This is a genomic window from Vibrio pomeroyi, assembly GCA_041879425.1.
Classification (GTDB): Bacteria; Pseudomonadota; Gammaproteobacteria; order Enterobacterales; family Vibrionaceae; genus Vibrio; species Vibrio pomeroyi_A.
In genome coordinates, this window is sequence record CP090855.1 from 1,382,069 (window position 1) to 1,407,194 (window position 25,126).

The 25,126-nt window shown below is 45.7% G+C and carries 21 protein-coding genes; 11 read left to right on the forward strand and 10 right to left on the reverse strand.

Features of this window, described 5'->3' with window-relative positions:
- Positions 1 to 64 precede the first annotated feature (64 nt).
- From L0992_22030 to L0992_22040, 3 genes are all read right to left on the reverse strand, one after another.
- Positions 65 to 1,411, reverse strand: coding sequence for an MATE family efflux transporter (locus L0992_22030; GenBank protein XGB69077.1), 1,347 nt, complete (start codon positions 1,409 to 1,411; stop codon positions 65 to 67).
- A 100-nt stretch (positions 1,412 to 1,511) separates the two neighbouring features.
- Positions 1,512 to 2,354: a helix-turn-helix domain-containing protein gene (locus L0992_22035; protein XGB69078.1), complete on the reverse strand. Its 843-nt coding sequence runs from the start codon at positions 2,352 to 2,354 to the stop codon at positions 1,512 to 1,514.
- Positions 2,355 to 2,616: 262 nt separating this feature from the next.
- Complete coding sequence (locus L0992_22040) at positions 2,617 to 3,534, reverse strand: DMT family transporter (protein XGB69079.1); 918 nt, start codon at positions 3,532 to 3,534, stop codon at positions 2,617 to 2,619.
- Positions 3,535 to 3,997: 463 nt separating this feature from the next.
- Between L0992_22040 and L0992_22045 the strand changes: the two genes are divergently transcribed.
- Entirely contained in the window at positions 3,998 to 4,906 is a 909-nt protein-coding gene (locus L0992_22045; protein XGB69080.1) for a LysR family transcriptional regulator, read from the forward strand.
- 77 nt (positions 4,907 to 4,983) lie between these two features.
- On the opposite strand, the gene L0992_22050 is transcribed toward L0992_22045, so the two are convergent.
- Together L0992_22050 and L0992_22055 are read right to left on the reverse strand one after the other, a co-directional pair.
- Positions 4,984 to 6,504 (reverse strand): DUF1254 domain-containing protein, encoded by a 1,521-nt coding sequence (locus L0992_22050; protein XGB69081.1) that lies wholly within the window; start codon positions 6,502 to 6,504, stop codon positions 4,984 to 4,986.
- 215 nt (positions 6,505 to 6,719) lie between these two features.
- On the reverse strand, positions 6,720 to 7,613 hold the full coding sequence (locus L0992_22055) for a DMT family transporter (GenBank protein ID XGB69082.1): 894 nt from the start codon (positions 7,611 to 7,613) through the stop codon (positions 6,720 to 6,722).
- A 123-nt stretch (positions 7,614 to 7,736) separates the two neighbouring features.
- On the opposite strand from L0992_22055, the gene L0992_22060 reads away from it, so the two are divergent.
- Entirely contained in the window at positions 7,737 to 8,219 is a 483-nt protein-coding gene (locus L0992_22060) for a MarR family transcriptional regulator (GenBank protein XGB69083.1), read from the forward strand.
- A gap of 273 nt (positions 8,220 to 8,492) precedes the next feature.
- The gene (locus tag L0992_22065) at positions 8,493 to 8,795 is read left to right on the forward strand and encodes a hypothetical protein (protein ID XGB69084.1); all 303 of its coding nucleotides are present in this window, start codon (positions 8,493 to 8,495) and stop codon (positions 8,793 to 8,795) included.
- A 28-nt stretch (positions 8,796 to 8,823) separates the two neighbouring features.
- Here L0992_22065 and L0992_22070 read toward each other — a convergent pair whose 3' ends face one another.
- The gene (locus L0992_22070; protein ID XGB69085.1) at positions 8,824 to 9,729 is read right to left on the reverse strand and encodes a LysR family transcriptional regulator; all 906 of its coding nucleotides are present in this window, start codon (positions 9,727 to 9,729) and stop codon (positions 8,824 to 8,826) included.
- A gap of 206 nt (positions 9,730 to 9,935) precedes the next feature.
- On the opposite strand from L0992_22070, the gene L0992_22075 reads away from it, so the two are divergent.
- Positions 9,936 to 10,373, forward strand: a complete 438-nt coding sequence (locus L0992_22075) for a DoxX family protein (protein ID XGB69086.1) — start codon at positions 9,936 to 9,938, stop codon at positions 10,371 to 10,373.
- Positions 10,374 to 10,486: 113 nt separating this feature from the next.
- Here the strand turns inward: L0992_22075 and L0992_22080 are convergent, their stop codons facing one another.
- The gene (locus L0992_22080) at positions 10,487 to 10,927 is read right to left on the reverse strand and encodes a heme-binding protein (GenBank protein XGB69087.1); all 441 of its coding nucleotides are present in this window, start codon (positions 10,925 to 10,927) and stop codon (positions 10,487 to 10,489) included.
- 102 nt (positions 10,928 to 11,029) lie between these two features.
- Positions 11,030 to 12,655, reverse strand: coding sequence for a malate synthase A (aceB, locus tag L0992_22085; GenBank protein ID XGB69088.1), 1,626 nt, complete (start codon positions 12,653 to 12,655; stop codon positions 11,030 to 11,032).
- A gap of 314 nt (positions 12,656 to 12,969) precedes the next feature.
- Here aceB and gcl point away from each other — a divergent pair, with 314 nt between their 5' ends.
- From gcl to L0992_22110, 5 genes are all read left to right on the forward strand, one after another.
- Entirely contained in the window at positions 12,970 to 14,742 is a 1,773-nt protein-coding gene (gcl, locus tag L0992_22090) for a glyoxylate carboligase (protein ID XGB69089.1), read from the forward strand.
- 115 nt (positions 14,743 to 14,857) lie between these two features.
- Positions 14,858 to 15,634: a hydroxypyruvate isomerase gene (gene hyi / locus L0992_22095; protein XGB69090.1), complete on the forward strand. Its 777-nt coding sequence runs from the start codon at positions 14,858 to 14,860 to the stop codon at positions 15,632 to 15,634.
- A gap of 37 nt (positions 15,635 to 15,671) precedes the next feature.
- Positions 15,672 to 16,568 (forward strand): 2-hydroxy-3-oxopropionate reductase, encoded by an 897-nt coding sequence (locus L0992_22100; GenBank protein ID XGB69091.1) that lies wholly within the window; start codon positions 15,672 to 15,674, stop codon positions 16,566 to 16,568.
- Positions 16,569 to 16,825: 257 nt separating this feature from the next.
- Complete coding sequence (locus tag L0992_22105; protein XGB69092.1) at positions 16,826 to 18,136, forward strand: glycerate kinase; 1,311 nt, start codon at positions 16,826 to 16,828, stop codon at positions 18,134 to 18,136.
- Positions 18,137 to 18,300: 164 nt separating this feature from the next.
- Positions 18,301 to 18,921, forward strand: coding sequence for a TetR/AcrR family transcriptional regulator (locus L0992_22110; GenBank protein ID XGB69093.1), 621 nt, complete (start codon positions 18,301 to 18,303; stop codon positions 18,919 to 18,921).
- Between the two features lie 83 nt (positions 18,922 to 19,004).
- Here the strand turns inward: L0992_22110 and L0992_22115 are convergent, their stop codons facing one another.
- Both L0992_22115 and L0992_22120 read right to left on the reverse strand, forming a co-directional pair.
- The gene (locus L0992_22115) at positions 19,005 to 20,255 is read right to left on the reverse strand and encodes a HAMP domain-containing histidine kinase (GenBank protein ID XGB70406.1); all 1,251 of its coding nucleotides are present in this window, start codon (positions 20,253 to 20,255) and stop codon (positions 19,005 to 19,007) included.
- Positions 20,256 to 20,305: 50 nt separating this feature from the next.
- Complete coding sequence (locus L0992_22120; protein XGB69094.1) at positions 20,306 to 21,010, reverse strand: response regulator transcription factor; 705 nt, start codon at positions 21,008 to 21,010, stop codon at positions 20,306 to 20,308.
- Positions 21,011 to 21,207: 197 nt separating this feature from the next.
- Between L0992_22120 and L0992_22125 the strand changes: the two genes are divergently transcribed.
- Positions 21,208 to 22,041 (forward strand): efflux RND transporter periplasmic adaptor subunit, encoded by an 834-nt coding sequence (locus L0992_22125; GenBank protein ID XGB69095.1) that lies wholly within the window; start codon positions 21,208 to 21,210, stop codon positions 22,039 to 22,041.
- Positions 22,042 to 22,043: 2 nt separating this feature from the next.
- Complete coding sequence (locus L0992_22130; protein ID XGB69096.1) at positions 22,044 to 25,106, forward strand: efflux RND transporter permease subunit; 3,063 nt, start codon at positions 22,044 to 22,046, stop codon at positions 25,104 to 25,106.
- The last annotated feature ends 20 nt before the right edge of the window (positions 25,107 to 25,126 follow it).

The window sequence follows — 25,126 nt, forward strand, 5'->3', positions numbered from 1 at the left end:
AAATAAAAAGCTCCAATAGCGATATTGGAGCTTTTTTGTATGTGCTAACCAAAAGCGTAACGCTCTAAGCTGCTTGCTCTTCTAACGAACCCGAGAAACGCTTCTTGTAGGCTCGCAGCATGCTTAGGCTGAATATCGCAGTGACAGTTTCTGCAAATAAGATGCTCGCCCAAATCCCTTGTTCTGGGAACAGCTTTGGCAGAATGATGATACCTAAAGCCACGAACACAAAACCGCGAGCAAGAGATATCAGCGTTGCCTGTTTAGGTTTGGCAGTCGCTTGAAACAGGTTAGCAATCACTAAGTTGATTCCCATTAGCGGCACACCAAAGAAAAAGAAGGTGAGTGCGGTCGCGGATAACCCTATCAAATCACTTGAAGCTCCCAGATAAAGCGCTGCGATTTGAGGGGCGAACAGATACACAATCCCCATAAATACTAGGCCACTGCCGACCGCACTTTTTAATCCTAAGCGGAAGATTTCTTCGATGCGATTTGGCTGGTTCGCACCATGATTAAAGCTAATGATAGGCTGACAAGCTTGAGCAATACCGACCATCACAAATAGAGCAAAGACCCCGATGTTGGCTGTTAAACCATAAGCGATAATGTGGTTCTCACCAAACTGATCCAACAGTACATAGTTGAACAGCAAGATCGTCATAGCGGCTGTTACTTCAATGAAGAAAGTTGGAGTGCCAATCTTCAGGATGCTTGGCAGTTTATCAAAACCAATGCCTTTTAAACTCAGTGTTAAGGTGCCTTGTTTGCGTACAAAGTGACTCAATAAAATACACGCGATGACACCCTGCGCTATGGCTGTTCCATAGGCGGCCCCTTTCATGCCCCAGCCCCATTTTAGGACGAAGAAGTAATCCAATACGAGGTTGACCACAGCACCAATCGACATGGCGTAAGTCGCCAGTTTTGGGTTGGTATCGTTACGCACAAAGCACGACATAACCCAAGCTAACGAGTAGAGCACGAAGAACTGAAACATTACAGATAGGTAGTCGTGAGTGAGCTCTGCCATGTACCCAGAAGCACCCATCAGCGCAATAACCTCATCGAGCCAATACAAGGCAATGCTGACAGTTACTGTGCTAAACAGAGCGGTGATCAACATCGATTGATTAAAAAGAGTTTGCCCAGAGGTTACGTTGCCTTTGCCCACTTCAATAGACATCAGCGCCGCGCCGCCAATACCAACCATCATGGCAATTGCAGTGAATATTGAGAAAGCAGGGATGGTGAGAGCGATAGCGCCCAAGCCATCAGGACCGACACCATGCCCAACGAACCAAGCGTCTCCCATGATGAAAAGGGATTTGATCACCATGCCGGTTAACGCAGGCCAAAGGTATTGATAAAAGGATTTAGATATTGGATCGGTTTTTAGGTTGATGGCCATTCGAACAAGCTCCCAACAATTTGGATGTACCAAAATGGATGAAATAAAGAGGGAGCATTATCGGAACTTAGTGGCGGCTAAAAAAGGGATTATCTGCGTATTATATTGCACTATCTGCACATCGGCTTCGAAACTGTGCTGGTGACTCTTTCATCTGGCCGCGATAAAAACGGCTGAAATAGGCCGGGTCTTCGAAGCCGAGTTCAAAAGCGATGGTCTTAATGGTCTTGGTTGAGAAGATCAGTTCTCGATTCGCTTCTAAAATGATTCGGTCGTGGATCAATTGAGTGACGGTTTTACCTTTTTCAGCTTTGACGATCTCGTTAATGCGTTTGTTGGTTATCGACAGAGCTTGCGCATAAAAATCACAATGTTTATGGGTGGCGTAGTGCTGCTCAATCAAATCAACCACCTTGTTCACTCGACTATCGCGTACTTCACCTTTCAGCGAGGACTGGCTAGCAAAGCGCAGGATGTAGCGCAAAAAGCTATTCATGAGCGACTCTACTAAGTCCCAGTCACTCTCTTCTCGTGCGCACTCTTCTTTCAGCATGTTGAAAATAGGCAGCAGGTAGCGGTTGCCTTCTTCACTGCAATCCAAATAGGGAGGGCGGCTTTGGTGCATGGCGAAAACTGTGTCGACTAGCTGAGTGTTGCGATGGTTGGTTTTAACAAAACCAGGGGTGAATACCAGTAAACGAGCATTTTCTCCGACTAGCTCCGAGCGGTGTACTTGGCCCGGTGCAATGGTGAAAATACGGCCGATCTTATTGTCGTAGTCAACGAAATCAATGCTCTGACTGCCATGGTTATCTACGCACCATACTAACTCCCAGTATTCATGTCTGTGCGGCTCTAAGAACGCATCATCACTATTAGACAGTTCTGTCACGCGACAAGGTTGACCTTTGACAAGACGCATGTGTTTGATGGGATTACTCATGACATTCCTTTGTGGAGAGATAACTAGTGTACTAACCAGAGCTGGCAATAATGGCTGAGTCTAATGTAGTTGATCGCGATGTTTAAGTCATTCGCTTGGTGAGCGATTCGATACGAGAAGGGGCTGGCTGTAAAGGGGCAGTAGATTGTGAAGGAGTATTTGAGCTAAACAAAACCCCAGAAGCGGATTGTGAGCTTCTGGGGCAGTTTGGATACGGCTTACCTTAGTTCTTAGTTGTTTAGCTACTTAGCTACTTAGCTGCTTAGTTACTGCTTGCCGTTTTAAGCGTTGAACGTAGCTTGAAGATGCTCTTCGGTGCTTTAGTTAGCAAGATGCCACAAAGTAGAGGGATCATCATAAGCAGAGACTGTTCAGATAGCACCTCACCGTTGATGTAGCAAGAGATTAGCAGCGCAACCACTGGGAAGATAAGGAAACAAATGGATGCTTGGAACGGTGTCGAAACCTGACCTAGTTTGAAGTAAGCCACAATACCGCCGACACTCGCTACAAAACCTAGATACACAACCGCTGAGATAGAATCCCAAGTGAAAGATTCTACGTTCACGTTCTCACCAACAGCCGACACAGCAAACAAGAAAATCGCAGCAATAAAGCTTGGCACAGCGTTGTAAGTCAGTACCTCGATGTCTTTACAGTGTTTTTGAACTAACACGTACATTACCGCGTGAATCGCAACCGCAAGCCCCAGGCAAACCGTACCGATAAAGTAGTCATCACCACCCATTTGCATTTCGTTACCAAGAATTAAGCACAGGCTGATAACCGCAGTAACTAGGCCGAATATTTGATGCTTCGCTAAGCGCAGGCCAAGGAACAAACCCGACATCAGCATCACAGCAACAGGCATGTTAGCGAAGATGATCGATGCCAAACCAGAAGAGATGTATTGCTCACCATAGATCATCAAAGTGAACGGAATCGCAAAATACATCAGTGCCACAATAAGCAGCCATTGACGCTTGCCCTTAGGGAACAGCAAAGGTTGATTGAAGGCTTTTGCTAATACTGCAAGCAGAGGGGCTGCAAGTAAAAAGCGCAGTCCAGTAGCAAAAATTGGTGGGATAGAATGCAATGCCACTTCCATAGCGAACCAAGTGGTTCCCCAAATTAAGCAAACAGAGACAAAAAGCAAGATAGTTAGCGACTTCGAATTCATGGTGACTACTCATTAATAATTATTTTAAATCATAGGCTTGTAGCGCCTTAATGACGTGGCACAGTATAAGGAGGTCGTCGGAGAAAAAGTTTGTCTTTTTGTCTCTAATTGAAATGAAATGTAGAAATTAAATCTCCAATATAACTGTTTAAAAGTAAATATTTTCACCAATTGATATTTTCATAAAGTCATTATTCTTTGTGAGGTTTAATCTTAGTTTAAGAATTGACCAATTAAGTGAAGAAGGGTTGAAAGCAACCCAGCCGTTTGCAACTGCTCGACGGGATCCTCAGTTTTGGCCAAATAGAGCTGAGGAATACACTTATTTGCTCTGCTCCCGAATGCCCTCTTTTAGATAAAATCGTTATTAGCAGCAAAGTTATCGTATTAAGTGTTTAAAGTTTATTTGGTTCACGTTCATACTGAACAAAGGCCGACATAGCATGGAAATGAGGTAGGGCATTTGAAAAACACAATCGACTTAAATCTGTATCGATTTTTGGACCTGCTTTATGAGCAACAATCTCAGGCGAAGGTATGCCATATTCTGGATATCAGTCGTGCCACGTTTAATCGTCATCTTTCGGATTGTCGAGATTTGTTTGCTAATGAGTTATTCATTGCGACCAAAGGTGTTTATACGCCGACCTTATTCACCACGCAATTGATGCTAGTGGTAAAAGAACCGCTGGAAAAGCTAGAGCAAGCGCAGCAAATATCGCAGTCGTTTATCGGTAACGATTCGAACATCGAATATGTTTTTCACGCCGCCAACCCGCTGAGCACACTGTTTACGGTTCCTCTGTTGCAGGGGCTTACTAATGAGGAGTCAAAGCCCAAAATTTCAATGATGGACTGGTCTTTAGATGGCGTTGAATTCCCTAAAGCTGGCACCTTAGCGATTGGTGTGTCGGGCTACCCCAATGAACTCAATGACCGTATTGTTGAGCGCAAAGTGGGTTCGTTGGAATTGTTTGCTTATGTAGCGGATACCCACCCTTTAGCGAAAAACGAAGCCATTGACCTTAACCAACTAGAGAGCTTTGATACGGTGCGCGTTTCGATGGGGTCACTGGATGCTAACTCCTATTACGAACGTCTAAAAAAGCGCACAGGCTTGGTATTGCAGAAAAAACTGACTGTTGCCTCGGTATCCTCCGCGCTGGAATGTGTTCAAGTCAGCCATTATGTCTACGTTGGCTTTGATATGGATTTGGCTTCAATCCCAATTGGACTGAGCAAACGACCTGTTTTATTCAACGGAGAAGCGGTGACTTTTGATGTAGGTATTCAGTATCACCGTGCTTGTTATCAGTACCCTATAGTGAAGCGTATTGAACAGATCTTAAGTGAGAGCTTAGAAAGCTATTGATTTTATAGATGACAACAACAAAAAAACGCGCCGATACTGGCGCGTTTTAGTTACTGTCTAATTGAGACTACTGAGTGTTACAGCTTAACTTCTTCAATGTCACTTGGCTTCCATGTTTGGTCATACCAAGCTTCTTGAGGGCCGTAGAGTCTTAGAATCGTGAACCAACCTTTACCTGGTACCGTCTCAATCCAGTTCGCTTCTTTGCCTTCAGGTGCTGTTGGACCAAAGTACAAATCAACCGAGCCATCTTCATTTTCAATAAAATCATCACGCTGGTTGTTCTTGCTTGGCAGCGGCTGACTGGTTTGTAGCTCTGAACGCGTTTGTGTGTCGTAAGCTACAATTGACCAGAAGTTCTTAGCCGGAACATTCGCTGGGATGTTCAATTTATAGTGCTTACCGCCATCAAAATATTCACCGTCTTTCGCTTGGTCAAGCAGCGCGTATTTAGAGCCTTTTTCTATCAGCTTGAGCGACATAGCTGGGGTATTCACCGTTGCAACATAGAAGAAGTAAGAACGAGCATCTAGGTTGCGTCCGCCTTCACCTTGGTCAACAAGCCATTGGTAATCGTCACCAATAAATGCAGTCTTCCATAAACGGTCTTCATAAATGTAAGCCTTCTTGTCTCTTGGCTGGAAGTACAGAGATCTTGCCGTTGCGTTACCAATCGCGACGCCGTCTTTCATCAGCTTCTGCATGCGCTCATCGGGTGCAAAAGGTTTGTTCTTTTGAATACCAATGCTCGACATCAGTCCACGCAGTTCATGGTCGATGAATGACACCGGTTCTTTGTCTAACACGGTTTTAATTTCTGAGTAGAAGTGCTCATCGTTCGCATGAATAGTGTTAAACGATTTGCCACTCCCCGAGATGAACTCCATTTCTGGTTGGTCATCTTTCTTCGCTAATGGGTAGATTTTTAGTTTCTCTTTATATGCTTTCACTGCCGCATCGGTTTTACCATCTTTCAGAAATCCGCGAGCGATAAACCAGTTGGTATAGCTGGTGGATTGTGAAACAAAGTAACCTTCAGGCACTTCGCCTGCATAACCTGGAGGTAAAATCAGGTATTTACCGCCTTTGCCTTTATCTGGTCCTACGATGCCTAGGTCAGTCACAAAGCGGAAGAACGCATCGTTCACCGTAGTTGGCCCCATACTCTCAGGTACTTCAATGACGGTTGGGCCATCTTTCTCCAAGTCTAGGAAAACAGAAGCGTAAACCGTGTCGGTGTTACCGGTTAGAAATAGCGGATTCGAATCCATCAGGTTATCAAACACGACTACTTGGTTTGACGATGTTGAACCAATTTCGGCATGGCCTACACGCAGTTCTTCAACCGAAGCCATTGGAATTGCATTGAGGAACACTTCTGTTGAGCGAAGTGTATCTAAATTGTCGTATAGTTTTTGCGCTGTTTCAGCCGTTGGCGCACCATCTTTAAAGTTCAGCTCACCAATGCTGGTTTGTACTGTATCTGCCGTCATAATGCTCGGCGGGATATCTGTATTGTAGTTTTCCGTCGCCAGTACTTGATGTGAGATAAAGAGACTGCTCGCCAACACAAGTGCTTTTAGCTTCGACTTAATCATGATGTCACCTTTCAGTTTCGTTTCGATGCACTTACTTTATGCTAGTCGAAAAAACATATCTGATATGTGGCAGGCTCAAAAATGAGCTTCAAAGCGAGGAACAAAGTGAAAGGGTAAAAAGACGATCGCAGAACTGCGTGGATGCACTGTAATAAATAGTTTGTAGATAAAACAAAGCCCGCATTTTGCGGGCTTATGAGTCGTAATCTAGATTTTTATTGCGTAACGGGTTTGACCGTTTTGGTTTGTCTTATTGCAAGAATCAGTTGTGGTAGCAGTGACATCACGATCATGCCTGTCATCAGCGAATATTGAACCGCAGTGAAGGATTCGCCCATTAACACCATACCTGTCACGATACCTGCTACTGGGTTAGCGATGCCACCGAAGGTGAAATCAACCACAGACATACGTTGCAGCAACCACACATACATGCCGTAACCAAGTGCCGTATTTAGCCCAATCACCCAAACCAAGCCCATCGCATTACGTGTGTCGAAATGAGTCACAGCGTTAACATAGGGTTGTGGGTCGATGAAGGCATGAACGCCAGAAGCGACAGATAAAATTGTACCGCCCAAAATTAGCTGCCATGTGAGTACCTTCCACCAGTGCATACGATTACCCAGTGATTTGGTAATGCTGCTGCCGATAACAATACACATGATCGCGGCAAACATTGCGCCTAAACCGATAGGGTTTAAGGCGATTTGACTTGGGTTGAATAGAATCCAAGCTAAGGTGATCAAGCCAATACCAGAAAGCGCTTGAATCAAATGCGGACGCTGCTTTTTCACCACCCAATGGAAGATCATTGCGAACACTGGTACAGAGATCATACCTACGCCCGAAATCGCTGAAGGCAGGGTTAATGCCATCACGAAGATCAAACCAAAGAAGGTCGCGATGTTGATCAGGCCTAAAGTGAAAATGATTTGCCACTCGCCTTTTTTAGGCAGTGTTGGCTTTACCGCTAGCAATAACAAACCAGCAGGTAATGCACGCAAAGCACCTAGTAATAGTGGTGGCCACTCCTGTAGCGTAAATTGCGTCACTGCATAAGTTGTTCCCCAAAAGAACGCGGGAATCATTGCTAATAATATGTTCATCTAAAATATCTTTACGTTAAGATAACTATTGTGTGAACTGTATACTGAGAACTAGTGGTTGTAAAGTATCTTTATGTTAAACTAGTTTAAAGTAATCAGACTAATAACGGAGCTAGATTGCAAATGGATGCTATCGACCGCGTTGTAGAGCAATGGGCAAAGGAAAAGCCCGAATTAGAAACTGAGCCTATGGCAATGATGGGCCGAATCATGCGTATTGCCAAGTATATGGAAACGCAAGTTGCCGACCTGCATAAAAAGTACGACATGAAGTTGGGTGAGTTTGATGTATTAGCGACCTTACGACGCTCTGGAAAGCCATACCGACTGACTCCCTCAGAGCTGATTGGGTCAATGATGCTGACATCAGGTGCGATGACCAATCGTCTTGATAAGCTTGAAGCCAAAGGGCTAATTAGCCGAGAGCACAGTAAAGAAGACCGACGAAGCGTGAGTGTTAAGCTGACCAAAGATGGCCTAGTTCTGATCGATGAGATGATGACTGAACATGTCGAGATGCAGAAAAAGTTGGTTAAGTCTTTATCTGCTAGCCAGAAGAAAAACACCAATCAACTTTTAAAAACGTGGTTGAGTGCTTACGAGTAATCACTGGTTGAATCGGTTTACTGAACTTAGTGAACTGAACGAGCTTCATTTGATTTGAAAACCGAAGTGATGAGCTTCGGTTTTTTTGTGGCTTCAATTTGGTGTTGCGTTATTTAGTATCGGTTATTTGGGATCAGAACTGAGCGAGAAAACCGAACAAGTCCCATCGATGTAATTCAATATTTTAGGACATCTTATTTAATACTTCCCGTTATCAATAGAAAGCCCCCATCCGTATATTTCTCGTATTCCCACAATACAGAGAACACTAAAGTGAAACTTAAAATAGCCCTTAGCGCAGCACTACTTGCAATCTCATTTGCATCCCATGCAGAGTTGAAAATGTCGATCAGCGAACAAACCAACGGCGTTGTCGTTACGGTTTATCAAGATGGAGAACGTGTCCCTAATGCGCAGGTCACCACCAATATTCGTGGACAACAAGTGACAGAAACATCAGAGAGAGGGCAAGCATTTTTCTACAAGGGTAATATCCCGAGGGTATACCGATTTGAAGCAATTACGCCACAAGGTGAGAGTGTCCAACAAAGCCGATTTATTGGACGAGATAAATAGATTTTCGGAGTGTCCGGATAGGATCGGTTTAGTGAGTTTGAGTCGATGCTCTCCAGCACTTTTCTAACTTTTTCAGAGCGAGTGTTTTTGCCTTCCCCATGTTGCCTATTTGCCACGCAAGCACGATATCAACGGTTCTCGCGTGGCCAATTTCCACTAAGCTTCTAGCTTCTAACTCGGCGGTTATAAGTTGTTTAGGTAGAGTGCCAATGCCAAGGTTACGTTGAATTGCCGTCAGCTTACTAGTCATTGAACTGACCGTACTGGTTTTTTGGTTTAGTAAAATGTTTTTGGTGACTTTAGGCGCTGACTTAGCGGTATCGGCCACTGCGATGATTGTGTGCTCACGTCGTGTAGATTCACTGAGCGGATTTAGCTCGTTTAAAATGGGGGCATTTTTTGCGGCTACCCAGATCATTTCTACACTGCCGATGGTTTTACTGTTGACGGTATTCGGTAACTCGATATTGGGCATCGATGAGATAAGAATATCTGCTTTTCCTGAGATTAATGCTTCCCAACCTCCCGACAAAATATCCTCTTGCACATACAGTTGCGTGCTGCATTCTGTTGCCATATCAGCGATTAACGACAACGCAATGTCTTGCCCGATAATGCCGTCATAGGACACAAACAGTTCACTTTCCCAACCACTGGAAAAACGTTGTATTTGGTTTATGAGCTCATCTGATCCTGCCAGCAACTGTCGACCATTTTCCACCAATATTTGTCCTACCTGAGTAAACACGGCTCTGTGTCCTGACCTATCTAAGATCAATATCCCAAGTTCGTCTTCCAATTTTTGAATCTGATAACTCAATGCAGAAACGGAACGATTGAGGTGTGCAGAGGCTGATGAATAAGTTCCCTCACGTTGTAGAACATCCAATATTTGTAAGGTGTCGAGCGGCAGTGTCTTCTTCAGAGTCTTCATAAAATCAATAAATATGGGGCAAGAGTTTCAATGAATTTAAGGCAATGGTAACAGCATTGAGGTTGTTCAATCTTCGGAATCAGTCAGTAATTTGTATGCGAGTATGTCTACTAAAATTTCAAACAAGTTGTTCTATTTTTCTCGTTATCATCTTAATGCTAAGTCGAATAACCTATCGGCAATGAAACTTATCAAGGCTTAGAATTATGAACACCCGATTGAACGACACACTGACTTTTTTCGCTCGTATTTTATTGGGTTACTTGTTTATTCAAGCAGGTTGGGGAAAGCTATTTAGCTATGAAGGAACTGCTGGATACATGGCATCTCAAGGCGTGAGCGCTTACTTGTTGCCTTTGGTTATCTTGCTTGAACTCGGTGGTGGACTTGCGATTCTAGCTGGATTTATGACTCGCTTTACTGCGTTGTCGATTGCGTTTTTCTCTTTGGTTTCCGGTGTTATGTTTCACTTCGACCCAAGTTCGTCGGGTCAAATGATTCATTTCTACAAAAACGTCTCAGTTGCTGGTGGGTATCTGGCGTTAGCGGTACTGGGCGCAGGGTCGTTTAGTGTTGATTACTGGTTGTCTAACAAGTTGAAGCAAGACGTTAAATGGACGCGCTTAATGGTTCTTGTTCGTTAGTAGTCTTAATCCAATTAAAGTTTATTCGTTCGTGTTGTTGGCGCAACTTATGAATAAAAAACCGAAGCTCAAGGCTTCGGTTTCTCTTTTGTAAGTCCCTTTATTGACTGGACTTAAGCTTGCAGCATCTCGTCGCTAAACAGTTCTGCGCAGCCAATTCCGTTGATGGCGCAGCTTTCATCGATGTCCGAGATATCACCGCTGACGCCAATGGCTCCGAGTACCGTTTTATCCTTGTCTCGAATCAGTAAGCCCCCTGGTACAGGCACCATGTTTCCGTGTGCGAGTACGTTTACGGCGGAGATAAATGCTGGCCTATTGTCAGCATCTTGGGCGAGTTTTCTAGAGGAGCACCCTAATGCGAGTGCGCCCCAGGCTTTCGCAATCGCGATGTCTGGTCGCATCATGCTGGAGCCATCTTGACGTTGCAGAGAAATCAGCTTGCCACCACTGTCTAAGACGGCGACCGTCAAAGGTTCTGTGTGGATCTTGTTTCCTGCTTTTAAGGTGCCATCGATGATGGTTAACGCTTGTTGTAGAGTCAAACTTCCCATGTTATCTCCTAGTTTTTCAAGGGGCTGTGTACCAAGCAAAGTCAGTCAATCATTACTCTTGTTGGTGAATATCACTGGCTGATTCAGCTTGGTAAAAGAGTCCTAACTGGACTCTTGTAATAGCCCATAGCTGGGTAAAGTTAGGAAGGCAGCGAACTCTTCGGCTGTAGAAAGTTGATAGAAAAGATCGGCTGTCTCTTCAAATCGACCTGCTGCGTAGCGCGAGTCACCGACTTCGTGTTTTATTGTGTCTAGCTCTTGGTACAGCCAAGAGTGGAACAGTTGTTTGGTAAAGGTTTGGCTGTCATCTAGCGTGACGCCATGATGGATCCATTGCCAAATGTTGGCTCTTGAGATCTCCGCGGTGGCGGCATCTTCCATCAATCCGTAAATAGGTACACAGCCGTAGCCTTGGATCCAAGCCTCAATGTAATACAGCGCAATACGGATATTCTTACGCACGCCGGCTTCGTCGCGGCTGCCTTCACATGGTTTAAGTAAGGTGTCGGCATTGATGGTGTGTTCAGGGCTTTGGAAATCCATTTGATTCACTTTGCCATCAAGGTGCTTGTCGAAGATCGACATCGCTAAATCAACTAGAGCAGGGTGAGCGACCCATGTGCCATCGTGTCCGTTCTGAGATTCTCTTTGTTTGTCTTCAATAACCTTGGCGGTCACACGCTCCATCTCTTGTGGATCTTTTGCTGGAATGAAGGCAGACATGCCCCCCATCGCCAGTGCACCGCGAGCGTGACAAGTACGAACCAGCAGCTGGCTGTAAGCGTTCAGAAACTCTTGATCCATGCCGATTCCGTGACGGTCAGGCAGGATACGATCTTTATGATTTTTCAGAGTTTTGATGTAGCTGAAGATGTAGTCCCAACGGCCGCAGTTCATCGCAACGATATGATCACGCATGGCGTACAAGATCTCTTCCATTTGGAAGACGGCTGGCAGAGTTTCAATCAATACGGTCGCACGGATGGTACCTTTTGCTACGTTGAAATAGTTCTCGGTGAAACTGAAAATGTCGTCCCACCATTGTGCTTCTTCCATACTCTCTAGCTTGGGAATGTAGTAGTAAACGCCTAAGCCTTGCTGCGCACGTGATTGATAGTTGTGGAAAAAGTACAGCGCAAAGTCCATCAGACAACCCGCGATAGGTTGATTGTTGAATTGAATCGATTGTTCAGGTAGATGGATTCCACGAGGGCGAGCGATTAACAACGCAGGGTCGCTGTTTAGCTGGTAGTTCTTTTGTTTCTTCTCATCAAAATAGCTGATGGTGCCTAAATTGGCATCTCTTAAGTTAATTTGCCCTTCGACCATGTTGGCCCAAGTTGGGGAAGACGCATCCTCAAAGCAACACATGAAGACTTTCGCGCCTGAATTTAATGCGTTGATCACCATCTTTCTCTCGATAGGTCCGGTGATCTCTACTCGGCGATCCAGCAATTCTGGCGGCGGTGTTGCTACTTTCCACTCTTTATTCTGACGAATAGAGACAGTGTCCTTTCTAAAATTGGGTAACTCACCGTTATCGTATTGAGCTTGTTTGATGTCGCGATCATTTAGCAGGGCATGACGGCGCTCTCCAAACTTGTTAACGATAGCTTCTAAGAATTTCAATGCATCTGTAGACAAGATCTCTTTGTACTCGGGGTTGTCCATATTCCCAAGTACCTGCATACACAGTGTTTCTTCTCTTTCTTTCTCGTCATTCATCATTGCTTGTCTCCTTTACACAATATGATGTCATTTTGTATACAAAACGTTCTTTTTAACGGTATTTATATTGTAGAAATTGTAAACAAGCAAATGGTATTTAACATTTATTTATCATTTGATCTTTTTGTGATTTATTTTTACGTAAAGATATTTTATGTAAAGTAATGAATTGTAAGGTTTTCAGGCTTGTTTGCTGTTCAATAGGATAGGTTGATGTAACAAAATTGTTTCAAATTGGGCTTGATAAATGCTGAGGATGATTCATAGTACACAAAAGTTAATCTAATTGTATACAATCTGGACTGGAGGTTCGAATGGCAATTATGAAAGCGATTGAAGCAGCGGTTGAAGTGCTTAAACGTGAAGGAGTAGACATCGCATTTGGTGTTCCCGGCGCAGCAATAAACCCAATGTACGCAGCAATGAAAAAACTCGGAGGGATCGATCACGTCTTAGCTCGACATGTAGAGGGTGCCTCACACATGGCTGAAGGCTACACACGTACGAATCAAGATAATATTGGTGTGTGTATTGGTACTTCAGGTCCAGCAGGGACGGATATGATCACAGGTCTTTATTCGGCATCGGCTGACTCGATCCCTATCCTATGTATTACTGGTCAGGCTCCACGTGCTCGCCTTCATAAAGAAGACTTTCAAGCGGTCGACATCGAATCCATTGCCAAGCCTGTTACTAAGTGGGCAACCACGGTACTGGAGCCAGCTCAAGTGCCACGCGCTTTTCAAAAGGCCTTTCATTTGATGCGTTCAGGACGTCCTGGCCCTGTACTGATTGACCTACCTCTAGATGTACAGTTAGCCGAAATTGAGTTCGATATTGATACCTACGAGCCGCTTGAACCATACAAACCAAAAGCGACTCGCGAACAGGTTGAGAAAGCACTCACCATGATGGCACAAGCTGAAAAACCTCTGATTGTCTCAGGTGGTGGTGTTATCAACGCAGGTGCATCTGAGCTGCTGCAGCAGTTTGCTGAGATCACAGGTGTACCAGTAATTCCAACTTTGATGGGGTGGGGTTCTATCCCGGATGATCATGAATTGATGGCGGGCATGGTGGGTCTACAAACCTCTCACCGTTACGGTAATGAAACCATGCTGAACTCTGACTTTGTATTTGGCGTTGGTAACCGTTGGGCTAACCGTCACACCGGCTCTGTCGATGTTTACACGGAAGGTCGTAAGTTTGTCCATGTCGATATTGAACCTACTCAAATTGGTCGCGTGTTCTGCCCTGATTTAGGCATTGTTTCAGACGCAAAATCGGCACTTGAGCTCATGGTTGAAGTCGCTAAAGAGTGGCGCGATGCAGGTAAATTACCAAACCGAAGTGGCTGGGTAGGTGAGTGTCAGGAGCGCAAGTCGACCATGCTACGTAAAACCAATTTCGATGAAGCACCGATGAAACCGATGCGCGTTTATGAAGAGATGAACAAAGCATTTGGTCGTGATACTTGCTACGTCAGCACCATTGGTTTATCGCAGATTGCCGCGGCGCAGTTCCTTCACGTGTACAAGCCTCGACATTGGATCAACTGTGGTCAGGCTGGCCCGCTTGGCTGGACAACACCCGCTGCATTGGGTGTTCGAGCTGCGGATCCTGATCGCGATATCGTCGCTATCTCCGGTGACTACGACTTCCAATTTATGATTGAAGAGCTAGCTGTAGGTGCTCAATTCAACCTGCCATACATCCATGTACTGGTGAACAACTCCTACCTAGGCTTGATTCGTCAAGCGCAGCGTCAGTTTGATATCGATTACTGTGTGCAACTTGCATTTGATAACCAGAATGCACCAGAGCTTGAAGGCTACGGTGTTGACCATGTAGCGGTTGTTGAAGGCTTAGGTTGTAAGGCGATTCGAGTTCGTGAACCAGACCAAATTGCAGCAGCGTTTGAGCAAGCCAAAGAGCTAATGAACAAGCACAAAGTGCCTGTGGTGGTTGAGCTGATTTTGGAGCGCGTTACCAATATTTCTATGGGCGTAGAGATCAACGCTATCAACGAATTTGAACCACTTGCCGAAAGCCGCGGCGATGCGCCAACCGCGCTAGCGTATAAGTAATCACGAAGTAATGTGTATCCGTAGAGCGAGATTGAGCTCTACGGAAAGCCTCCAATAGAGCGAGGCTTTACTACAAATAACCAAATTTTCAAAAATAAAGAATAAGGACAGAGTCATGGCAAAATTTGCAGCAAACTTGTCAATGTTATTCACGGAAGTTGATTTTATGGATCGCTTTGAAGCCGCCGCAGAGGCAGGTTTTCAAGGCGTCGAATACCTTTTCCCATATGCCTTTGATGCGGATGAGATTAAACAAAAGCTTGATGCTAATAATTTAGAGCAAGTGCTATTTAACTTGCCGGCAGGGGATTGGGACGCTGGCGACCGTGGTATCGCGGTTGACCCTGCACGCGTTGAAGAGTTTCAAGCAGGCGTACCTAAAGCGATAGCCTACGCCAAGAAACTGGGTTGTAAACAGGTGAACTGCTTGGCGGGTATTGTCCCACAAGGTGTCACTCCGCAAGACGCTCAGGCGACCTTTTTGATTAACCTTCACTATGCCGCAAATGCTCTAGCTACAGAAGGTATTAGCCTAGTGATTGAAGCGATTAACACGCGCGATATTCCGGGCTTTTTCCTAAACACCACGGAGCAAGCGAAAACCATTATCAAAGAGGTGGCAAGCGATAACCTTTCTATCCAATACGATATCTATCACATGCAGATTATGGAAGGCGACCTTACGCCAACCATGCAGCAGAACATTGGCCAAATCGCTCACGTGCAGCTGGCGGATAATCCGGGTCGACACGAGCCGGGTACGGGAGAAATCAATTATCCATTCGTACTGAACTACCTTGATGAGCTTGGTTATCAAGGCTGGGTTGGCTGCGAATACAAACCGAAAACGACAACGACAGAAGGCCTTGGTTGGCTAAACCAGTACCGTTAATTGCGTCTGGTAACCCTCAAACGTTAAGGAGAACAACATGTCTAAAATTGCATTTATCGGAACTGGCATCATGGGTAAACCTATGGCAAGTAACCTTCAAAAAGCGGGTCATGAATTGATTCTTTCGGATCACTTCAACGCAGCACCAGCCGATCTTGTTGCAGCTGGCGCAACGGTTTGTCATTCCCCAGCCGAAGCCGCAGAGCAAGCGGATGTCATCATTCTTATGGTGCCAAACACGCCTCAAGTGGAAGACGTCCTGTTTGGTGATAACGGTGTCGAGCAAGGTCTTACTGCAGGTGGTGCAACGGGCAAGCTGGTTATCGATATGAGTTCAATCTCGCCAATCGCGACCAAAGCCATTGCAGCACGTATCAATGAAGGCGGTGCTTCATACCTCGATGCTCCAGTTTCAGGTGGTGAAGTGGGCGCGATCAATGCTGCACTGACCATTATGGTGGGTGGCGAGCAAGATGCCTTTGATAAAGCACGCCCACTGTTTGAAATCATGGGTAAGAACATCACGCTGGTGGGTGATAACGGAGCCGGTCAAACTTGTAAGGTTGCCAACCAGATCATCGTTGCACTAAACATTGAAGCAGTCTCTGAAGCACTGGTGTTTGCATCAAAAGCCGGCGCTGATCCTGCGCGAGTTCGTCAGGCACTATTAGGTGGCTTTGCCAACTCTAAGATCCTTGAAGTGCATGGCGAGCGAATGGTTGAAGGCACCTTTGACCCGGGCTTTAGAATCTCGCTTCATCAAAAAGATCTCAACCTAGCGCTCACGGGCGCACAAGACTTAGGTGTCGCACTACCGAATACGGCTAACGCTCAAGAGTTGTTTGGCGAGTGCGCCGAAATGGGCGGTGAAGGTTGGGACCACTCTGCGCTGATTCAGGCGATAGAGAAGCGTTCTGATCACTCAATTCGCTAATCCTTAACGAGTAATCCGTCTCAATAATTGGTTTATCGTTTTTGCTGAAACCAAAACCAATGAATCAGGGCGAGCTTCGAGAAGTTAGCCCCTAGTTTCAAACAGTTTGTTTATAAATCGCGTAGTTTCGTCTCCTTTTATACGCGTTCCCGATACGAGGCAAAGGTTGAAGTTGTTCCTTTCCAACTTGATCTTAGCAGGCACCCTTTCGCCTTGTATTGGGGTTCTTTTTTTCTCCGTCAACTAAGGAGTGGCTGATGGACATTGATGCTAAGCAGTTTCTGCAAACCCTTTTCTCAAGTGCTGTAAATCAGGCACTACCCAAAAATCACATCGAACCTTTTCTTCCTCAAGACATATTTTATCGCTCGGCTAATCAAGCTGGGCGAACCGTCGTTATTGGGGCTGGGAAAGCGGCAGCATCGATGGCCGCTGAATTAGAAGCCGTCTGGCAAGTTAAGCAACAGCAAGATCTTGCACTGCGTGACCTTGAAGGTTTAGTCGTGACCCGCTACGAACACACCGCACCTTGCGAACACATTAAGGTGATCGAAGCGGCGCATCCCGTTCCGGATGCGATGGGATTGGAAGTTAGCCACCGAATGTTGGAATTGGTGAGTAACCTCAGTGAAGACGACACGGTGATATGTCTCTTGTCAGGAGGCGGTTCTGCATTACTTAGCTTGCCCGGTGGCGACATCAGTTTGGCAGAGAAGCAACAAATCAATAAGGCGCTGCTTAAGTCGGGTGCCGCCATTGATGAGATGAACTGTGTTCGCAAGCATCTGTCTTCGATTAAGGGCGGTCGATTGGCAAAAGCAGCCTACCCAGCAAGAGTGGTGTCATTGGCGATTTCGGATGTACCGGGTGATGAGGTCAGTGTGATTGCATCTGGTCCAACCGTACCGGACACCACCACGCGTTTTGATGCGATGGCAATCTTAGAACGCTACCAAATAGAAACACCACACTCGGCATTTGAATGGTTGAATAATCCAGAATCAGAAACCGTTAAGCCAGATGACGTCTGTTGGAAGAACGCCGAGCATCATATTATCGCGACCCCGATGTCAGCATTGGAAGCTGCCGCTGCAGAAGCCGAAGGTTTGGGTATTCCCGCTTATGTGCTGAGTGATTGCATTGAGGGAGAGGCGAGAGAAGTGGCGAAAGTTCACGCTGCATTGGCCAAGCAAGTCGCTAATAATAAGCATCCATTCGAGACCCCTTGTGTACTGCTTTCTGGCGGTGAAACCACGGTAACGGTTAAAGGCAATGGTCGTGGGGGACGTAATTGTGAGTTCTTGTTGAGCTTGTATAACGAGCTAAAAGGACAGGAAAACATATTCGCTTTGGCCGCTGATACCGATGGTATTGACGGTGTGGAAGACAATGCTGGGGCATGGATAACTCCACAAACATGGCAAGAAGGCACGCGCTTGTCATTGAAAGCCGATGATTATCTAGAGGCGAATAATAGTTATGACTTTTTTAAGCAAACGAGCGTGTTACTGACGACTGGGCCTACACTCACTAACGTAAATGACTTCCGTGCGATATTGATTCTCTAAGCTGACCCGCTAGAAAACACACGGTTGAATGGTCGCTGTTCTGCACATAAGAGCGACCATTTTATTGCTATCAATGCGGTGACCTCGAGTTCTGAGATTAACTTCTGGACTAATGAAGCACGTTGATTACTATGGTTTGAGTAATGAGCTGTAAAGGAAGTACTATGTCTAGGATCAGACAAAAGAATCAAGATTTAATCATCGAGGTCGCGTGTGAACAATTCGCCACTCATGGTTATGCCGCAACAAAAATGGCCGATATCGCAAAAGCGGCCGACATTCCCAAGCCTAACGTATTCTACTATTTCAGCTCGAAAGACAAACTCTACAATGCCGTTCTAGAAACCGTTACGCAGCCGTTACTTGAAGCGTCTCGCCCGATTGAAGAGCTGAGTGATCCCGTTGAAGCCTTGTCTCAATATATTCAAACCAAATTGATCATCTCTCGCGACCATCCACACGCTTCTAAGGTATTTGCCAATGAAGTGATGTCCGGTGCTAAAGTGTTGCCAAAAGAGATAGGCGATGAGCTGTATAACCAATCGCAGATGATCCTCGATAAGTTCTCCACCTGGTCAGCACAAGGCTTAATGGATGACGTTCCTGCTCATCACCTGATGTTTACCATCTGGGCGGCAACCCAAACCTACGCCGATTTTGGCTGGCAGATTTGCAGCGTGATGCAGAAAGATAAGCTCGATGATAAAGACTATGCCGATGCCGCGGAGTTCATCACTCAGCTAGTGATTAAAGGTTGCGGTGTGAAAGGAAAGGCGGAAAGCTGATTCATCAGATTCATTCAAAAGGACATCACTCGATGTCCTTTTTTGTATACGCTGTTTCTTGTAATAGTCGCTTAGATACAGCTTTACACATCACTTCTAGCAAAGGTCGCAGTGCAGCCAGAACTTGTTGATGTTGCGTCTGAATGCGCATTATCTATCAGTGTGGATGTCCAGCCGTAGCTGTCTCCGATACGTTTGACGATGATTAAACCTAGACCGTGTTCTGTTTTTGTATCATCACTTAAGCCTGTGCCAGTATCCGAAACTGAAATCGTGTTTGAGTTGATGGATACTGTGATTTTACCTTGCGTGGTAAATCGGATCGCGTTTTCAATGTAGTTCTTCAGCACCATGTTCACTAGAGGCAAGGGCATGTTGAGCGTGGTGTCTGGCTCAACGTTTAACACCAGCTCAACGCCAGTGGATAACATCGCTTGGTATTTCGATAAGTCGATGGACGTAGCGTTGATGGCCGTTAACGTTTTTTCGGTTGAAGAGTTCTCTTGTTTCACAATATTGAGCAGTACCTCGACCGTGTTACTCATCCCATTGGCTGCGCCTAAAATACGATCGCGTTGCTTAGTTTGGAATATAGGATCATCAGGCTTCATAGCTTGCAGTTCGGCAGCGCCAATCACAATCGCTATCGGTGTTTTTAATTCATGACTCGCGTATTTGGCAAACATCATCTCTTGCTTGGCAAGCCGGTCTTTCATTTTTGAATAGCTGTTGAGGTGAGAGGTGAGCATCTGCAGCTCATCAATCGTGCGGTCAGGTACTTTGAAGTTATCAGATTCATGTTTACTGAGTTGAGTACTGAGATCTGAAATCGGCGCCATTAACTGGTCAAACACTCGCTTGAGGGTAACCCGCAGTACTATGATCAGCCCGAGCATCAACAGAGTCGAAATCGCCATCAATACACCCCAACTGTCGTCCCACAGGTCCATATCAAATGAGCTGATGGTGATGTAAGTCGGAATGGTTTTCCCTTGGTCTTCAAAGGCAAAGTGGTAAACGAGCACACCGGGAATAATAATATGTTCTTCAGAAAGTCTAATCTCAAAGCGTTGACGATCGACCGTTTCCAACGCCATTGGTGGTAGCTTTTTGAGTTGGTCGGTAAAGTCTGCTTTACCATAATAAACCGTCACGTTGTCCGACAGCTTGAGACTGCCAGTTGGCGATAACTGGTGATAGAACTGTTGTGCTACACCCTTAAATGACTTGAGGTGATTTTCGATTTGAGCTTCTTCCTGCCAAACCAACCGCAGCGAGAACACGAAAAATACGATGCATGATGAGACCAGAGCGATGACAGAAAAGGTACGCATGGTACGGATTCTTACATCTTCGATTGAGTTGCCCAGTTTGGTTCGTATCTTCATCTTTGTTGAGGCTCACTAGCAGACGAGAGCAACTGAAATCCGTGCTTTGGAATGGTCTTGAGTATTGGAAAATCGAAGGGTTTGTCGAGTACATTTCGCAGCAGGTAGATATGGCTGCGGAGTACATCTTTGTCTGGAATGTCATCGCCCCAAAGCATGTAGATTAGGCTCTCGCGAGATACAACCCCGCCTTGAGCTTTGACTAACTCTCTCAGAATTTGGAACAAGATAGGTGTAAGGGTTAGCGTTTGACCACTTCTTGAAGCGGTATGCGTTTTTTCATCAATAATCACTTCACCAAAGCTCAGTGTCTTTTTCGCGACTAAGCCTTTATTGCGTTTGATCAATGCTGATAGGCGAGCTTCTAACTCAGGAAACTGAAAAGGTTTGGTAACGAAATCGTCGGCACCTGAATCAAAGCTACTTAACAGGTCTTCTTGGCCATTCAACGCAGTTAGCATCAAAATTGGTGTCGTTATGCCATTTTGACGTAGTTTTGAAGCTACTTGCATTCCATCAAGTTTAGGCAGCATGACATCTAAGACAATCGCATCGAAGTCGTTTTGCATTGCTAGATTGAAGCCTTGTTCGCCATCGGAAGCAAAATCCGCGACAGCCTCTTTAACCTCTAAGAAGTCGGCAATAATGCCTTGAAGTTCGATATTGTCTTCAACAACCAAAATACGACTGCGCTCAAGCATCTCTCGTTCCCACCTAAAACTCTACGGTCAGTAAAAATGTAGCCTATCCAAAATTATGTCGAATTTATGTCTAATTGATAGTGTTGCGCACAAAAATACAGCGTCATCCGATTATTTTTCAATGTCGAATCCACTTCGACTTTAATTCGACAAAGCGAATTCAACAATAGCTCACATCAATAGGTGAGGGTTGAATTATGAAAACTAAAATTATCGCGCTTGCAGCACTTCTTGGGGTCTCAATAACTCAAATATCAATGGCTCAAGCAACCGAGCTAATCGGTCACGTTCAAGGATTGAACAAACACAGCGTTGTGGCAGAAGTGCCCGGTGTTGTAGAGATGAATAACCTTGAAGTGGGTGATGCCGTAAACCAACAACAAATATTGGCTCAGATTAAAGCCGATGATTTTAAGTTTAGTGTCAATAAGGCTAAAGCCAATCTAGCGCTTGCCGAGGCGGATCTTGCGCTACGAAAAGCAACCTACAATCGCTATCAAGCACTCATTAAGAAGAACAGCTTGTCAGTTGGGGAACTAGATACGGCGCGCGCAGAGTTTCTAAGCGCCAAAGCCGCGGTTTCTGTCGCTCAAATTGATTATCAACAGTCTCAAGTGGACCTAGAAAACACTCAGATTGAATCCCTAATTTCGGGCTATATCTCCAACAAACCCACGCAATCTGGGGCTTGGGTGAGCGAGGGGGATTTGCTCTATGAAGTGGTCAACATCGACAAGGTGACTCTGTCGTTCATGGCGAGTGAGTATGACTTAAAGCATTTCAGCGTTGGCCAAGAAGTGGTGGTGTGGTCTGAAACCAATCCAGAATTCAAGATGGAAGCAAAAGTGCAGCGCATTGGCGTTGAGATGCAAAGTTTGACCTACCCAGTATTGGTCGAGATCACTAACCAAGGTCACGAGTTTAAGCCGGGCATGTCGGTTTACGCTTCGACAGATCTTTCCATTCATAGCATGACAACCGCGCAAGTCGCATTGGATCAAACAGCATCAAACGAAGCTAAAGGGCAGTAACGATGAACTTCTTAGCATACTTCGCGAATCGTCAGTTTTTGGCTCGTATCATCACGGTTATGGTGTTGCTAACGGGTGCTATGTCGTTAATGCAGCTCAATTTGCAAGAGTACCCAGATGTTGCGATGGACACGGCGGAAATCGAAACCAGTTATCTCGGCGCAACAGCCCAAGACATTGAATTGAACATCACCAATCCTATAGAGAAAGAACTTCGTTCCGTCGATGGCATTGCCTATTTTTCGTCAGAATCTTCAGAAGGGCGATCTCGTATCGAGGTTGAGTATTTGCCCGGTGAAGACGCCGCCGTGATCTTGCGAGATATACAGCAAGCAGTAGATCGAGTCGGGAACCTGCCGAAAGACATAGATTCGCCGCCGGTTGTGACTCAGCAGAAAACCTCTTCTTTGGATGTGTATCACTTTGGCGTGAGCCTAGCGGATAGCAACTCAGATAGCGCATCTTTGCAGCACTATGCTTATCAATTAGAAAAGAAGATCAATAACCTTGGTGGCGTCGGTTCTATTACGATGTCCGGCTTTAACGAACGAGAGTTCTGGGTTGAGGTCGACCCCGAAAAAGCACGTCGTTATCAAGTTGCCTTTGATGATATTAGCACTGCGATCGAGCAGCATAACCTGTCACAGTCGGGCGGATTTGTAGAGTCATGGAGCCAAGAACAGAAGATCGTCACCATGACCAAAGTCGAGTCTACGGGGGATGTGTCTAATATCGTGATTAAGGCATTAGATTCCGGCCAAGTTGTCCGTGTGTCTGATGTGGCGACCGTTATCGATACTTTTGCACGAGCTACCGAAGACCCGGTGATGAGCGGGAAACCTGCGGTGATTTTCTCTATCACCAACAGTGGTAGCGCGGATGTGATTGCGACCATCGATAGCATTAAGGCTTTATTGGACAAAGAGAGCGAGCGCATTGGCGATCAATTCATTTTCCAAACGAGCCTGGATCTCGGCAAAGACATGGGTGAGAAGTTCTCTATCGTGGCAACCAATGGTGCGATAGGCTTGGTGTTGGTTCTGCTTATCTTGAGCATGATCCTGCAGCGTCGTGTCGCTTTCTGGGTATCGGTTTCTATCCCATTTTGTGTGTTCGGTGTGATGATGGTTCTGCCAATTATGGGGCTGAATTTAGACAGCATCACATTGGCAGCATTGCTCTTGGTGATCGGTATTATCGTCGACGATTCAGTGATCATCGCCGAAAGTATTTTCCAAGAAAAGGAAGCAGGTAAAAAGGGTGTCGATGCTGCGGTGTCGGGGACTTTAAAAGTAATCAAGCCATTGATGGCAAGCCTAGTGACAACGGCCTTGGTGTTTATCCCGATGATGTTCATTCCGGGCACCATGGGTAAAGCAGTCGCGGTGATCCCGATTACCGTAATCGCAGCGCTCGTGTTCTCGTTCATTGAATGTACGTTAACGTTGCCTGCACACTTATCTTCAGCGAAAGAGACCACGAAAAAAGTCGAAGACAAAGACCGTTTTGAATGGGTTTCAAACCGCTATCGCTCACTGCTGAAGATTGCACTGAACTACAAGAAATCAGTGATTGCAGTGGCTATTGTTGGGTTTGTAGCTTCTGGCTATTTAGTCTCTTCGTTGAAAGTGGATATCTTCCCTACTGAGGCGGGAAAATACATCGATGTGTACACCGAAGTGAAAGCGGGTACGCCATTATTGAAGGTGCGAGATGCTCACCAAGCTATCGAACAAGCGATTGAATCTCTGCCAGAAACGGAACTGGTTAGCTACGAATTGGTTTACTCATCTCCCGTATCGCAGGGCATTATTAACCTGACAAATTTTGACCAGCGCACCCGTTCAGCCGAACAGATTATCACGGCACTTAACGAAGAGTTGGCAGGTCTGTCTGAAGACATGTTTATCAAGTTCTCAATTGACGCGGGCGGCCCACCTCCAGGTGACCCGGTTGAAGTTCGTGTGCTCGGTGGAACGGAGAGTGGACGTAATCAAACCGTTGAGCTAGTGATGGATTGGCTAGAAGACTATAAAGGCGTGACCAGCATTAATCACAGTGAGGCACTGAAAGATCCTCAGTTGAACATTGTTCCTCAATATCACTGGCTCGCGAAATACAACCTCACGGTGAGTGATCTATCGAACGCGCTGCGTGTTGGCTTTGATGGTAACAGCGTGACATCCACTTGGCTTGGCGATCAAGAAGTCGATATTCGTGTGGTATTAGATGAGGAATTTCGCGACCTTGAAAAGCTGAAAACCACCAAGATTTACACCGCCGACGGGCAACAAGTACCATTGAGTCGCTTGGCTATGGTCGAGCAGATAGAAATCCCGCGCCTGATTAAGCACTACAATGGTGAGCGTGAAGTTACGGTATCCGCTGCCTTATCTGACGAGAGCATTAGTCCTGTCGCATTAGCCGATGAGCTAGTCACAGAGCTTACCGGTCGATACCCATCAAGCGTGACGATTAACGTAGGCGGTGAGGCGGAAAGTACTAACGAGACAATGAGTGGCTTTATGGTGGTGTTCCCTGCAGCTATGGTGGCGATCTACTTTGTATTGGCGGTAATGTTCAACTCATTACTGCAACCACTGCTCATTATGGCGGTTATCCCATTTGCGATTATGGCTTCGTTGATGGCGCTCGTGGTTCACATGCAGCCGATGTCTCTGTTTGGATTGATTGGCGTACTTGGGATGACGGGCGTTGTGGTCAATAACTCCTTGGTGCTGATTAACCGAATCAACGAGTTAAGAATCGAAGGTTTGAACGCGATTGATGCCGTAACTCAAGCGGCAGTCAGTCGTCTGCGCCCGATTGTTATGACATCGCTGACCACAGTGGCAGGCTTGTTACCTCTCGCCTACGGGTTAGGTGGTACAGATGTGTTTATGGGGCCAATGTCGCTCACGCTGGGCTATGGTCTGTTGTTCTCATTACCCGTTGTGCTGTTGGTGATCCCTGCCATGTATGCGTTGTTCTTTTCTAAAGGCTCAGTTTCGAAAACGAAGGACAGTTTGCACGTAGCGAGCAGGTTAAACGTCAAAGAGTCATGAAGCGCGGTTTTGTGACCCGT

Coding starts and splice junctions, on each gene's coding strand:
- L0992_22030 (XGB69077.1), bottom strand. CDS start 1,411: ATGGCCATCAACCTAAAAACCGATCCAATATCTAAATCCTTTTATCAA.
- L0992_22110 (XGB69093.1), top strand. CDS start 18,301: ATGTCTAGGATCAGACAAAAGAATCAAGATTTAATCATCGAGGTCGCG.
- L0992_22120 (XGB69094.1), bottom strand. CDS start 21,010: ATGCTTGAGCGCAGTCGTATTTTGGTTGTTGAAGACAATATCGAACTT.
- L0992_22040 (XGB69079.1), bottom strand. CDS start 3,534: ATGAATTCGAAGTCGCTAACTATCTTGCTTTTTGTCTCTGTTTGCTTA.
- L0992_22100 (XGB69091.1), top strand. CDS start 15,672: ATGTCTAAAATTGCATTTATCGGAACTGGCATCATGGGTAAACCTATG.
- hyi (XGB69090.1), top strand. CDS start 14,858: ATGGCAAAATTTGCAGCAAACTTGTCAATGTTATTCACGGAAGTTGAT.
- aceB (XGB69088.1), bottom strand. CDS start 12,655: ATGATGAATGACGAGAAAGAAAGAGAAGAAACACTGTGTATGCAGGTA.
- L0992_22035 (XGB69078.1), bottom strand. CDS start 2,354: ATGAGTAATCCCATCAAACACATGCGTCTTGTCAAAGGTCAACCTTGT.
- gcl (XGB69089.1), top strand. CDS start 12,970: ATGGCAATTATGAAAGCGATTGAAGCAGCGGTTGAAGTGCTTAAACGT.
- L0992_22125 (XGB69095.1), top strand. CDS start 21,208: ATGAAAACTAAAATTATCGCGCTTGCAGCACTTCTTGGGGTCTCAATA.
- L0992_22070 (XGB69085.1), bottom strand. CDS start 9,729: ATGAAGACTCTGAAGAAGACACTGCCGCTCGACACCTTACAAATATTG.
- L0992_22075 (XGB69086.1), top strand. CDS start 9,936: ATGAACACCCGATTGAACGACACACTGACTTTTTTCGCTCGTATTTTA.
- L0992_22060 (XGB69083.1), top strand. CDS start 7,737: ATGGATGCTATCGACCGCGTTGTAGAGCAATGGGCAAAGGAAAAGCCC.
- L0992_22105 (XGB69092.1), top strand. CDS start 16,826: ATGGACATTGATGCTAAGCAGTTTCTGCAAACCCTTTTCTCAAGTGCT.
- L0992_22050 (XGB69081.1), bottom strand. CDS start 6,504: ATGATTAAGTCGAAGCTAAAAGCACTTGTGTTGGCGAGCAGTCTCTTT.
- L0992_22080 (XGB69087.1), bottom strand. CDS start 10,927: ATGGGAAGTTTGACTCTACAACAAGCGTTAACCATCATCGATGGCACC.
- L0992_22115 (XGB70406.1), bottom strand. CDS start 20,255: ATGCGTACCTTTTCTGTCATCGCTCTGGTCTCATCATGCATCGTATTT.
- L0992_22055 (XGB69082.1), bottom strand. CDS start 7,613: ATGAACATATTATTAGCAATGATTCCCGCGTTCTTTTGGGGAACAACT.
- L0992_22130 (XGB69096.1), top strand. CDS start 22,044: ATGAACTTCTTAGCATACTTCGCGAATCGTCAGTTTTTGGCTCGTATC.